Annotated in this window: 9 protein-coding genes; 4 read left to right on the top strand and 5 right to left on the bottom strand. The window is 61.7% G+C overall.

The genetic code is table 11. From position 1 onward, the window contains the following. Positions 1-323 precede the first annotated feature (323 nt). Positions 324-623, bottom strand: coding sequence for a cupin domain-containing protein (locus B1A78_RS23090; RefSeq protein WP_256837510.1), 300 nt, complete (start codon positions 621-623; stop codon positions 324-326). 164 nt (positions 624-787) lie between these two features. Continuing rightward, on the bottom strand, positions 788-1,708 hold the full coding sequence (locus B1A78_RS07275; protein WP_077146305.1) for an alpha/beta fold hydrolase: 921 nt from the start codon (positions 1,706-1,708) through the stop codon (positions 788-790). A 237-nt stretch (positions 1,709-1,945) separates the two neighbouring features. Between B1A78_RS07275 and B1A78_RS07270 the strand changes: the two genes are divergently transcribed. Both B1A78_RS07270 and B1A78_RS07265 read left to right on the top strand, forming a co-directional pair. Then, a complete protein-coding gene (locus B1A78_RS07270; RefSeq protein WP_077146304.1) occupies positions 1,946-2,605 on the top strand; it encodes a hydrolase in 660 nt (219 codons plus the stop codon). A gap of 119 nt (positions 2,606-2,724) precedes the next feature. After that, a complete protein-coding gene (locus B1A78_RS07265) occupies positions 2,725-5,493 on the top strand; it encodes a winged helix-turn-helix domain-containing protein (RefSeq protein ID WP_077146303.1) in 2,769 nt (922 codons plus the stop codon). A gap of 2 nt (positions 5,494-5,495) precedes the next feature. Here B1A78_RS07265 and B1A78_RS07260 read toward each other — a convergent pair whose 3' ends face one another. The 3 genes from B1A78_RS07260 to B1A78_RS07250 form a co-directional block, all read right to left on the bottom strand. Further along, on the bottom strand, positions 5,496-5,996 hold the full coding sequence (locus B1A78_RS07260; protein WP_218667954.1) for a helix-turn-helix domain-containing protein: 501 nt from the start codon (positions 5,994-5,996) through the stop codon (positions 5,496-5,498). Positions 5,997-6,242: 246 nt separating this feature from the next. Next, positions 6,243-7,829 (bottom strand): ATP-binding protein, encoded by a 1,587-nt coding sequence (locus tag B1A78_RS07255; protein ID WP_077146301.1) that lies wholly within the window; start codon positions 7,827-7,829, stop codon positions 6,243-6,245. Positions 7,830-8,157: 328 nt separating this feature from the next. Beyond that, positions 8,158-8,730 carry an ATP-dependent Clp protease proteolytic subunit gene (locus tag B1A78_RS07250; protein ID WP_077146300.1) on the bottom strand — a complete coding sequence of 191 codons (573 nt, stop codon included), beginning with the start codon at positions 8,728-8,730 and terminating at the stop codon, positions 8,158-8,160. A 209-nt stretch (positions 8,731-8,939) separates the two neighbouring features. On the opposite strand from B1A78_RS07250, the gene B1A78_RS07245 reads away from it, so the two are divergent. Together B1A78_RS07245 and B1A78_RS07235 are read left to right on the top strand one after the other, a co-directional pair. Further along, on the top strand, positions 8,940-9,116 hold the full coding sequence (locus B1A78_RS07245; protein ID WP_083733935.1) for a DUF3606 domain-containing protein: 177 nt from the start codon (positions 8,940-8,942) through the stop codon (positions 9,114-9,116). A gap of 282 nt (positions 9,117-9,398) precedes the next feature. Beyond that, a complete protein-coding gene (locus B1A78_RS07235; RefSeq protein WP_083733933.1) occupies positions 9,399-12,209 on the top strand; it encodes a PAS domain S-box protein in 2,811 nt (936 codons plus the stop codon). Positions 12,210-12,334: the final 125 nt, after the last annotated feature.

Here is a 12,334-nt window from a genome sequence, read left to right as displayed (position 1 = left end):
CCCTCGAAGAGGCATCAAAATTCCGTCGCAGGCGACGTTAGCCCGACGCATGTAGATCGAGATTATATAAAAGTCAAGAAATTCCTTGATTTTATACGTCGCTCGCGAGCTTTAGGTTTGGAAGGCGCTTACGAATTTATCGGCTGATTTATTGAAATTTACAGACGTGAATATTCTCAAATATCGAAGCTTCTTCTAGGTTTCTCTTATCGCATAACCCTGACGTCCGCAATCGGTCGCGAGCGGTCATACCCGCCGTATCGGATTCCAACGTCCGCTTCTCTAGGTTCGTCATCTAGAAGCTGCCAGTCTGAAATCGGCCATTATTCGACGTATTCCGTGTCGGACGGACCAAAGCCGCTGATATAGACTGTCGCTCCTTCAACGCCGGTCCTCGCGAAATGCGGCAAGTTCGCCGGCTCTACGTAAAAGCTGCCGGGACCGAGCGTGCGGACATCGGGGCCGTTCGCAGATCTACCATAACCGAATGTCCATGCGCCTTGCACGACGATCGCAGTGCGGCCGTCCCGGTGCGTGTGCGCGGCGATCTTCGTGTCGGGAGGCACATGCAGGGCGATCGTATAGGGGCCGGTGGCGCCAGGATGACCGTAGAGCCGCGTCATCCGGATCGCCTTCAGCCCTGATGTTCCGGCACCGGGATCGTCTGCCGGCAGCGCGGCAATCTCGCTCGGAGTTAGCCGGATTTGCCCTTCGTTGGGTACGGACTGCGCAGCGAGGGCGGCGGCTACCGCGAGGGCGCTGAGCGCAAGGAGTGGTCGCAGCCGCATTATTTCTTCGCCAGAAATGCGCGGATCATCGCGGTGGTGGCGGCAGGATTTTCTTCCATGATCCAGTGGCCCGCGGCGGGAATGATGCCTTCCTCCACCTGGTCGGCGGTTGCCCGCATCACGGTCGCCATCATCGGGCCGAAGGAGCGTTCGCCGCCGACGGCGAGCAGCGGCATCTTGAGCTTGCCGCGCTCCGCGAGCATCGCCTTGTTGTCCGAGGCGTCCTGATCGAACGCGGCGAACTGCAGAAAGCCCGCGTGCATGGCGCCGGGCCGGGCATAGAGCGCCGCATAATGCTGACGCGATGCCTCGTCGAACTTCTTGGGATCGGCGGAAAACTCATTCCAGAAGCGGTCGAGATAGATACGTTCGCGGCCGGCGACGAGCCGCTCCATGTCGGATCCGCCGAACCGGAAGTGCCAGAGGAGCGGGTTTTTGAGCACCTCCTCCCAAGGGCCGATGCCGGGAACCGGCGCGTCGATCACCGCCAGCCGCGTGACGCGCTCGGGATGCTGCATCGCGAGGGCATAGGCGACCATATTGCCGATGTCGTGCGCGACCACCGCTACCTTCGAGACCCCGAGCCGATCAAGCAGTCCCGCCATGTCGGCAGCCTGGTTCTTCTTGTCAAACCCCGACGTCGCCGTGGCCGAAAGCCCCATACCGCGAAGATCGGGCACGATCACCACATGGTCACGCGCAAGATCGGCAGCCATCGGAGACCACATGTCGCCGGTCTCGCCATAGCCGTGTATCAGCAGCACGGCAGGGCCGCGTCCACCGACGCGCACATGCAGGGTCGTATTGTTCGTCGCGACCTCGCGCTCTGCGAACTCTTTCGGAAAGGGCGTGATGTCCGCCGCCGCCGGTACCGCGGCGAGGAGCGCTATGCTGGAAATCAGGAGGCCGACAACTTTCATCGCAATGGTCCTTTCTCATGTCTGGACGACAAGCTGGCGCGGCTGTGAACGGCGGTCTTGCACGCTCGTGCGATAGTTGACCGTGAATGGCGTGCCGGATGCTCCGAAGAAATGGGAGATGGGGGCATCGCTGCGGTTGGAGGGTGCCGCGGCATTTTCGTCCAATGATCCGATAATCGTGCAAGCCTCGTGCCGAGAGAGCGCCGTAGGACAACAGCTCACATCAGGAGGCCCGACATGACGATCACTGCTACCGCCGCGCCCGCACGCTCGCTTCTCTCACCCGGCGACCATTCGCTGATCATGATCGATCATCAGTCTCAGATGGCGTTTGCGGCCAAGACGATGGACATCAAGCTTCTGCAGGAAAATGTCGCGCTCGTCGCGCGCGCCGCAAAAGCGTTCGGGAGCCCGACGATCCTGACCACCGTCGCCGCGAAATCGTTTTCTGGACCGCTCTTCTCCGAATTGACAGCAGCCATGCCATCGGCCGAGGCGATCGACCGCACCACTATGAACGCTTGGGAGGACGCTGCTGTCATCGCGCGGGTGAACGCGGCCGGGCTGGGCCGCATCGTGATCGCTGGACTGTGGACATCGGTCTGCGTCGTCGGACCGGTCCTCTCTGCGCTCGAACAGGGGTTCGAGGTCTATTTCATCGCCGACGCGTGCGCCGACACGTCCGACGAGGCGAATGAACGGTCGATCGCCCGAATGATCCAAGCTGGCGCGCGGCCTATGACCGCGCTCCAATATCTGCTCGAACTGCAGCGCGATTGGGCGCGGCAAGACAGCTACGAGGCGACAACCTCGATCGCACAGGCGCATGGCGGGGCCTATGGGGTCGGCATTGCCTATGCGGCGGCGATGTTCGCCGCCTCCGAGACGACAAGTTGAGCGCATAGTCCGCGACAGGATAGGTGGTCCGCGAATTTAGGGAGTGCACATCGGGCGCGATCGCGGGCACAAGTGTAGCGACGCAAGCAAGCCAGCCCCCTGCGTAAGATTGGTGGACAATGCCCGGCGACACCCTCGAGATCGGTCCGTTTCTGCTCGACCGCGAGCGCATGGAATTGCGCCGGGACGGGGTGAGGCTTTCGCTCGGTGCGCGCGCCTGCCGGATTCTTCAGGCGCTGGCCGAACGACCCGGGGAGATATTGCGCCCTGATGAGTTGCGCGCCGCCGCTTGGCCCGGCCTCCACGTCGAGGATGTTAATCTGAGAGTTCAGATTGCAGCGCTTCGCAAGATATTGGGGCGGGGCGTAAGCGGTGCGGAGGTGATCAGCACCATCCCCCGCGAGGGTTATGTCTTCATCCCGCCATCGGCTGCGTCCGATGCTTCACTCACCTTTTTCGGCGCTTCGCATTCGTTGCCTCGCTCGCTTGCGCCGCTCATCGGCAGGGCGAATGAACTGGACGACGTCCGGCGCCTACTCGCAACCCATCGGACAGTGACGATCACCGGCGCGGGCGGAATCGGGAAGACCTCCCTCGCGATCGAGGCGGCACGGCGAAGCGTTGCCGAGAGCCGCGCAGACTGCGTGTTCGTCGATCTCGCCGTGCCGATGACGTCCGAGCAGGTGGCCGGCAGCGTCTATGCGGCCCTCGAGCTTGACGCGGGTGGCCAGGATCTGACGGCAAGCATCGTGCGCGCTCTGCAGACCCGACGCATGCTGCTCGTGCTCGACAATTGCGAGCATGTGATCGACGGGGCGGCGGCGATGGCGCTTGCGCTGGCGGGCGGCACCGACGGTGTTGACGTGCTGGCGACGAGCCGGGAACGGCTCGAGGTGCCAGGCGAGCAGGTGTTTCTTCTCGGACCGCTCGGCTGCGCACCTCCGGGGCCGCGGCTCGCAGCTAGCGAAGCGCGCTCATACGCATCGATCGAACTGTTTGCGGCAAGCGCAACTTCGCGTGGCCAGCCCTTTGCAATTCACGACGGCAATGCCACCCAGGTCGGGGAAATCTGCCGCCGGCTCGATGGGATTCCGCTTGCCATAAGGCTCGCGGCGGCGAGCTGCGCCGTGATGACCGTTGGTGAATTGGCGCGCGGCCTCGACGACCGCTTTGCGTTGCTCACTCGTGGCGACAGAACCGCACTCGCGCGGCACCGTACGCTCGAGGCCGCACTCGATTGGGGGCACGCCTTGCTCGGAGACCTTGAGGCCATCACATTCCGGCGTCTCGCGCTTTTCCGAGGTTGGTTCGGCATGACCGACGCGCTTGCGGTCGTCGACCCCGAGGTTGAGACGCCTTCCGTCTTTTACGATGCCATTGCGTCCCTCGTCGATAAATCGATGCTTGTGGCCGACACCGAGCGGGAGCCGGCGAGCTTTCGCTACCTCGAAAGCATGCGGGCGTACGCGCTTCTGCGCCTCGAACAGGCGGGCGAAGTCGCGGAGGTTACCGAACGCCATGCGCTATGCACGCTGGACCGCCTCCGGGCTGCCGCCGATGTCGACGATCTGGCAGAGCCGCTTCTGGTCTACCGCGAAATTGTCGACGACTGGCGCGGCGCGCACGACCATGCGCTCGCGACCACGCAATGGGAACTCGCCCTTAGGCTGCTTCATCATGCTAGCCCCCTTTGCACCTCGCTACAGATATTACGGGAATTCGCCACGCGTGCAGAGCAGAGCTTCGCTTTCTGTGACGGATCGCTCGAAGACGATGTTGCGCGCATTGAACTTGAAACCCGCAATTTCTTCATTCAGCTGGTTGCTGCATCAGCCGCCCTCGATCTTGCGATCGTGTATGATTGCATCAAGCGGAGCGCGACGCGTGCGCTCGAGCTTTCGGTGCGCTTGGGCGACGTTTCTCAAAGGTTTCAGGCGCTCTGGGGGCTTTTTTATGCGGCCGCCGGTCAATCGGACACGCCGGCGCTCCGACGACGGGCGGCGCAGTTTCACGCGGCCGCGGTTGAGGCCGAGAGTGCCGAGGCGCTGCGCAGTGCGCATCGCCTCCGCGCGTCGGCCGAATATTGGTCGGGTAATTTTGCTGAAGCCGTTGCTGCAGCGGACGAAGCCGTAGCCGATATTGCGCAAAGCGATGCATCGCACGGTGGTCGCGGTTTCGCTCAGGTCCCCGCGGTTTTGACGATTAGGGCGCGGGCGAAATGGACGTTAGGAGAATTTGAGGCCGGGCTGGCCGATGCTGCGGAAGCACGACATGTAGCGATCGCGGTCGGCGATGCGCCGACCCTCTATTATGTGCTCGTGACCTGCGCCCTCCCGATCGCATTATGGGCCGGCGATTGGGAGCGCGCCGAGGCTGTTCTCGAAGAGATCGAGGTCCTCGCAGTCAACCATAGCAATCCGAGCTATTCGCGCGACTTGAGCTACTGGCGTGCGGCGTTCTCGACTCTCAGGGAATATGGTGGCTCTTATGGCGGGCCGGCAATCGCCTGGGAGCCGCCCGGGCCGTGGCAGGCCGACAATCAGAGCTCGATCCACTGTGCCTATCACCGCGCCGAAGATTTGATGCGTGCCGGAGGCCGGCTCGATCACTGGTGCAGCGCCGAGCATTGCCGCGCGGCCGGCGAACAGCTGCTCGCTCCCGGCGTCGGCGGCGAAGCCCGGGCGGAGGAGCTGTTCAAGCAATCGCTTGCAATCGCATCGGTGCAAAATGCCTCCGCGTGGGAGATCAGATCGCGCGTCAGCCTCGCGCGCCTATTCGCGGCAAGCCAGCGGACCACCGATGCGAGAGAAATTCTGGCGCCGCTGCTGGCTCGCTGGAAGGCGGACTCCCCGAACGCAGACGTTCGGATTGCCTGGGCGATGACCTGATCCTAATTTGCTAAGGCCGCTGATGCGTCCTGCTGATGAAGTCGCCGCCAAGCGCTTGGAGGAAGCCCGGTGTGCCGCGCGAATACGCGTGAAAAATGCGCTTGATCAGAAAATCCGCAATTGAGTGCAACCTGAGCGATCGGTTCTTCGCCGCTTCGCAAATGCTGTTTGGCCCGGTCGGTTCGCCGCTGCATGACATAATGGTGCGGAGCCGTGCCAAACGTGCCTTTGAAGGCTCGGAAAAAATAACTTGTGCTGAGCCGGGCGGCCGCCGCAAGCGATTGTATCTGGATCGGCTCGGAGAGATGCGCATCGATGAACGACTGTACCTTCAGCGCCTGCCAAGGCGCCAGGACATGACTGCTGCCGTTCGGCTCCCTGTTATCATCCTTTTGCACGCTGATAGCGGGGAGGAGGGCTATAATCTGTTCAAGACGATGTCGTGCTTCAGCTGGCTCCGTCAGGATCAGCTTCCCAACATCGATTAGCGCCACGTCGATCACGGACGTGATAGTATCGAAATTTCCGTGTTGATCGTCTGCTCGCGAAGCCATTGTCGTGCCCATTCAGAGGGGATTGCGATATCCTGGCAGGATGGGCTTCGCCTCCAGCTTTACAATTTAGAAGCTGTTAAAAGTTGTTGCCTGAACCTGCTTGCCGGATGGCCGCTTTCGATACCACGAGATTAAATGCGGACAGGCTGCTACCGGCCATTTGCCACCGAGATTGCAGCTGGGGTCAGATGCGACTTAAAGGCGCGGCAGCAAAATATCGAAGGCAGCGCCGTCCGTATAGCTTTCGTCTAGCGCGATTGTTCCACCGTGTGCGTCGATAATCGCCTTGCTGATCGCCAGTCCAAGCCCTGTGCCGACATGGCCCGCCTGATGGACGCCTTCTTCTTGTGCGAAACGGGTGAACATGCGTTGGCGAAAATCCAGTCCGATACCCGGCCCCTCGTCCGTGACGCGAACCACCACGCGATCATCGCGCGCATGCAGGCTGACCCGAACGGTCGACCCGTGGGGCGAAAACTTGCAGGCATTGGAGATCAAATTTGAAATGACCTGATTAAACCGGGCGTGATCGATCGACGCCATTATCGTCAGCGGCGGTGCGTTCAGCTCCAGCGCGACACCATTACGCTGCGCAAACGGTTCGTTCTGTTCCACCGCCTCGGCGAGCACCTGAGACAGGTCTTCGACAGCAAAACTGAAGTTAATGCGGCCCGAGTGCAATCTGTCCATGTCGAGTAGATCGTTCACTAGACCCGTGAGCCGTTCGGCATTCCGTAAGGCGATGGTGGCAAGCCGTGCTGCTTTGGGAGCGATTTCGCCAGCTGCACCGGCCGTGATCAGGCCAAGAGAACCGGCGATAGCGGTGAGGGGTGTCCGCAGCTCATGGCTCACGGTCGAAACCAGCTCGTCCTTGAGGTGCGCAATCTGCCGCTCGGTCGTAACATCGCGAACTGTCGCGATAAACCGTCCATCGTCGAGGGTCCTGCGCCGGAACTCGATCGTCATCCCATCGGCCCGGACAAGGTCAAGGTGACGGCTTTCTGAGCTTCGAATCGACGCCATCATCGCGGCAACGATATCTGCCGGGTCGCCCGGGCCAAGGTCTCCTCGTGCGGCCACGGGATATACTAGCTGCGCGGCCGCGGCGCCTTCTGTTACAGCGCCCACGGGATAGCCTAGCAACCGAGCGAAATCCTCGTTCCACAGCATTAGCCGGAGATCTGCATCGAACAGCCCGACACCCTCGCTGACATTCTCGACCGTCAGTTTCAATAGCTCGCGCTCATTGTCGAGCTGGTGCTGATGATCCTCAGCTGCAAACCGTTCAACGCGAAGTTCGATGAGGTCGACGACTGTAGAGGCGAGATCGGCGAGCCGCTTGCGATCCTGAAAGTTGAACTGCCGCGGCCTTGTGTCAGCCACGCATAAGGTGCCAACCGCGCGACCGTCGATCCGCAGCGGTGCTCCAGCGTAGAAACGAAGGTTGGGCGGCCCTGTGACAAGAGGATTATGTATAAACCGGGGATCTTTCCTCGCGTCCGATACGACCGTGACGTCGATGTCGAGGATCGCAAAAGCGCAGAAGGCGATGTCGCGGGGCGTGCCGGACACATCGAGTCCGCAGGCGCCTCTAAAACATTGCATTTCGGAGCCCACGATCGACACGAGTGCAATCGGCACCCCGAACAGGTTTGCGGTTAGTCGTGCTACGCGGTCAAACGCGGGTTCTCGCCCGATCCCCGCTAATTTATAGCGTTCGATCGCGGCCAACCGTAGCGCCTCGTCGCCGGGTATTCTCGCAATGATGTCGTGTCGCGACATCGACGTTCCTCGTCAGTGAGCATTTCATTGTTGCAGAAACAACAAAGGAATTTCGGGCGCGGTTCCAAAAATCCCACAATGAACCAAACATGTCCCAGGCCGGCACCGAAATCAGGAAATATGGACAGCGATCCGCCTTTTTTGGAAAGTTTCTCCCTCATCCCGCGGTGCGCTTCAAGCGACTCCAAGCGCCTCGAATAATCGAGATCGGCTATGCCTCGGTTCGCCATAACCGGATGCCGGCACTGAAGCACCGCAGCGCACTGAGGGCGGCGAAGGCGGGACGGCAACTCCGCCTGAGGTGGGGCCGCAGTCTCCTGATCGTCGGTCAGATAATTTCGGCGATCAGACCACGCGTGAGCGCTTCTTCGGCCGTCAGATACCAGTTCGAGGCAGCCTTCCTAAGCAGCTCCTCGAGCGAGACTTTGCTGCCGTCGATCAGACGCCTGAAATCTTCTTCTTCCAGCTCGGCGCCGACGCGGATCTCGGCGGCGACCGCTTCGATCAGCGGCAGGCTTTCGCGAAGCGGTCCCGCCAACTGGACACATTTATCGAGCTGGCGGCTGTGGATGAGCAGGCGGCAATCGCGCGTCAAATAGCGGTCACGGATCGGGAACGCCGACATGATCGTTGTCCCCGCCGAATAACACTGGCTTTTGCCGACGAAGATCGGCTCTCGCCCGGCTTTGCGGAGCCGCTCGACTTCGAGGGCGATTCGCCTGCCCAGTTCGGCGTCGCCGCCGGGTGTCGTCACGTCGATAATCAGAGGTGATTTATCTGGTGCGACGCAATCCAGCGTGTCGAAAAACAATCGCGCCGCATTTGCATCGAGCTCCCCGAGGAGGCGAACGTCAGGCTTGTCGAAATCGATGGTACGGGCTGCCGGTTCGGCGTCGGCCATAAACGCTCCTTTGCTAGGTAAGAGATGCTCCATTGCACCCGCAACCGGTTCCAAGTTGGAGAGAGCAGGTGTCGTGTGGTCAAGACCCGGGAGTAACGATCGTTCCGTCCCATGCTCCAAGTTAGGCAGATTTTCAGGCAGTTACTTGGCGCAAATTTTGCTGCGCGCACGACGTTCGAGGAGAGGGACAAGTCGGAGAGCGATGTGACGTGAACGAGTTCGAAGGCGGCCTCATCGATCGCAACGCTCCCGACGCCCTGCGCTGCTGGTCCCGCATGCTGGGCGTGAGCCAGTCCGAGGTGCTGATCGCCGTCGCGGTCGTGGGCAATCGCGCGGAGTGCGTTCGCGATTATCTGGATCAGACCTGGCCGGCACCGCTGGCCTGACGAACCCGGGAGCCCGCGCCAAGGCCGAAGGCGTGCGCCCTGCGGTTCGGTCAAAAATTCTCTTGGGGTGGGAACCGTTTGAAGGGCATCAGGGTAGACCGGGCGAGCTTCAAAACAATGATGGTTGAGTGCTTTCCACCGGGCCGCGCTTATGTGCGGCCCGGACTAATTCGGAGCTTTTCGGCTCTATTTTCGACGCCGTCAGCCTTCGGCCATTCGGGTTGGTAATGGAGCAGGCATCCTAATCTCCAAGCGAGCGTTAGGACACGCTAAGGGGGCAGGATGCACGCCGACATAGACGAACTCGCCGACATCTTTCCGGGGATGAGCGAAATGGCGCGCACCATGCGCGCGCACGATTGGTCGGCGACGCCGCTCGGCGACCCGCGGGCTTGGCCCGATGCCCTCAAAATTCCCATGCGGATGCTGCTCACCTCGAAATTCGAGATGTGGCTCGGCTGGGGGCCGGATCTATGCTTCTTCTACAACGACGCCTATCTTCCGACGATCGGTATCAAGCATCCCGTCATGCTCGGACGGCCGTTTCGCGAGGTGTGGGCTGAGGTTTATGATGAGGTCGCCGACCAGGTGGCGCGCGTGCGCGCGGGCGAGGCGACATGGAACGACAAGCTGCTGTTACTTCTCGAGCGCAGCGGATTTCCCGAGGAAACCTACCACAGCTTCTCCTACAGTCCACTCTATGACACGGACGGCAGCGTCGGCGGCCTGCTGTGCGTCGTTACCGAGGACACAGCGCGCGTCATTAGCGAGCGGCGCCTCGAAACCCTTCGGATTCTTGGCGCGGGCCTGGCAAGTGCCGATAGCCGGGACGCCATCGTTAAAGCCGTAGAAGGAGCGCTTGCCGCGAGCCGCCGCGACTTTCCCTTCGTGGCGCTCGATCTCGACGGGCCGGGACGCAGCGGGACGGGCTCTTCAATGATCGACGCCGCAGCCGTCGCGGTGACGGACTTCGATGAAGCGGGTCAAATCATCGATCTTCCTCTTTGCTCCTGGCCGCACGGCGACTGGGATCGTGCACCGACGAAGGCGGTTGCGATCGCTATTCCCGGGCCTGCTGGGCGCGAGGTCGCAGGTTCGCTGCTGCTCGGACTGAATCCCTATCGCGGTGACGATCTCGATGTCCTCATCCTGGCACGTTTGATCGCTGCCCAGATCGGGGGCGCCCTGTCGAAGCTCGCGGCGCTCGAGGTGGAACGTCGCCGCGCCGATCGCATCTGGAGCCTGTCGCGCGACCTCATCGTCGTGGTCGATGCCGAAGGGATTTTCCGCTCGGTGAGTCCCTCCTGGACGCGTATTTTCGGGCACCAAGTCGATGAGGTCGTCGGTCATCCGTTCAAGGATTTCATGCACCCGGACGATATCGAGCCGAGCGGAAAGGCGCTTGAGCGAGCGATCTCCGACGGTAGCCTGACGAGCTACGAGAACCGCTTCCTGGCGCTCGATGGCAGTTATCACAGCATCGAGTGGAACACGACGCTCGAGGATGACTTGGTGTACGCCTACGGCCGCGACATCACCGAACGTCGCCGCGTCGAGGAGGCGCTGACTACCAGTCAGGAGCAGTTCCGGCATCTGGTGCAGGGCGTGACCGACTACGCCATCTACATGCTCGATCTGAACGGGCATGTGTCGAGCTGGAATGAAGGCGCGCGCCGCATCAAGGGCTATGAGCCCGATGAGATCGTCGGCGAGCATTTCTCGCGCTTTTATACGGAGGAGGACCGGGAAGCGGGCGAGCCGGCGCGGGCGTTGGACACGGCGCGCGGGGACGGGCGGTTTATTGCCGAGGCGTGGCGCGTCCGCAAAGATGGGGAGCGCTTTCGTGCGAGCATTGTTATCGATGCAATCCGCGACGACGAGGGCAGGCCGATCGGCTTTGCCAAAATCACACGTGACATCACCGAGCGCGATGCGGCTCAGCGCGAGCTGGAGGCCGCGCGCGAAGCCCTGTTCCAGTCGCAAAAGCTCGAGGCAATCGGGCAGCTGACCGGCGGCGTCGCTCACGACTTCAATAATTTGCTCATGGCGGTGCTCAGCAGCCTCGACCTTCTTCGAAAACGCCTCCCCGAAGATCCGATGGCGGAGCGCCTGCTCAACACCGCGGTTGAAGGCGCGAGACGCGGTGCAACCTTGACCCAGCGTATGCTTGCCTTCGCGCGGCGCCAGCAACTCGACGTTCACCCGATCGACCTTCCGCAATTGCTGTCGGGCATGAACGATCTCGTCCAGCGCTCGATAGGCCCCGAGTGGCCGATATCGACGAATTTCCCTTTGAAGCTGCCCGCCGTTCGCGCGGACGCCAATCAGCTTGAGATGGCGCTCCTCAACCTCATCGTGAACGCGCGAGATGCGAGCCCGTCTGGAGGTGCGATCCTGATCACGGCTTCGGCCGAGACTATGCCCGAAGGAGCGGTCGAAGGCCTGGCGCCCGGAAGTTACGTGCGCCTAGCCGTGAAGGACCGCGGCGTGGGCATGGACGCCGAGACATTGCGCCGGGCGACCGAGCCTTTCTTCACGACCAAGGGCGTTGGCAAGGGCACCGGGCTCGGCCTGCCGATGGTTCATGGCATGGCCCGCCAGATCGGCGGGTCTTTCGAGCTCAGGAGCAAGGTCGGCGAGGGCGTAAGTGCAATCCTGTGGCTTCCGGTCGCTCAGTTGGAGGTCGCGGTCGCCCAGCCGGTCGCGCCCGAGCCTGTGGTGCCGAGCGATATGCCACGCTTCACGATCCTTGCCGTCGACGATGATGCGCTCGTGCTGATGAATACCGCCGCTTTGCTCGAAGACCTCGGTCATGACGTGATCGAGGCCGAATCCGCGATCCACGCACTCCAGATATCGCGCGAGCGGGACGACATCGATCTCGTCATCACCGATCAGGCAATGCCCGATATGACCGGCGCCGACCTGATCGCTGCGATCGACGAGCTAAGACCAGATATGCCTGTCGTCATTGCCAGCGGTTATGGCGAAGATGTCGCGCTTTCCTGTCGTGATGCCATTCGCTTGAGCAAGCCGTTCAATCAGGCTCAGCTGGCACAGGCGATCGAGATGGCGGTTGGCGGCAAGCGATAATGTAAAAAAGGGCCCGCCGAGGCGGGCTCAGTTCGCCACGGTAAGAGTGTAGCAGGGCCTGCTCAGTTTTCGGTCCCGGGAGCACCTCCTTAATAAGTCCTGGGGCCGGCCATGGCAGGGAGTTG

Source organism: Sphingopyxis sp. KK2 (assembly GCF_001990265.1).
GTDB lineage: Bacteria > Pseudomonadota > Alphaproteobacteria > Sphingomonadales > Sphingomonadaceae > Sphingopyxis.
Note: the sequence above shows the minus strand (reverse complement) of the source record. Positions and strands in the feature narration are given on the sequence as shown.

Bases quoted from the DNA above. Each gene is read 5' to 3' on its own strand.
- B1A78_RS23090 (WP_256837510.1), bottom strand. From the start codon at position 623: ATGACGCGGCTCTACGGTCATCCTGGCGCCACCGGCCCCTATACGATC.
- B1A78_RS07275 (WP_077146305.1), bottom strand. From the start codon at position 1,708: ATGAAAGTTGTCGGCCTCCTGATTTCCAGCATAGCGCTCCTCGCCGCG.
- B1A78_RS07270 (WP_077146304.1), top strand. From the start codon at position 1,946: ATGACGATCACTGCTACCGCCGCGCCCGCACGCTCGCTTCTCTCACCC.
- B1A78_RS07265 (WP_077146303.1), top strand. From the start codon at position 2,725: ATGCCCGGCGACACCCTCGAGATCGGTCCGTTTCTGCTCGACCGCGAG.
- B1A78_RS07255 (WP_077146301.1), bottom strand. From the start codon at position 7,829: ATGTCGCGACACGACATCATTGCGAGAATACCCGGCGACGAGGCGCTA.
- B1A78_RS07250 (WP_077146300.1), bottom strand. From the start codon at position 8,730: ATGGCCGACGCCGAACCGGCAGCCCGTACCATCGATTTCGACAAGCCT.
- B1A78_RS07235 (WP_083733933.1), top strand. From the start codon at position 9,399: ATGCACGCCGACATAGACGAACTCGCCGACATCTTTCCGGGGATGAGC.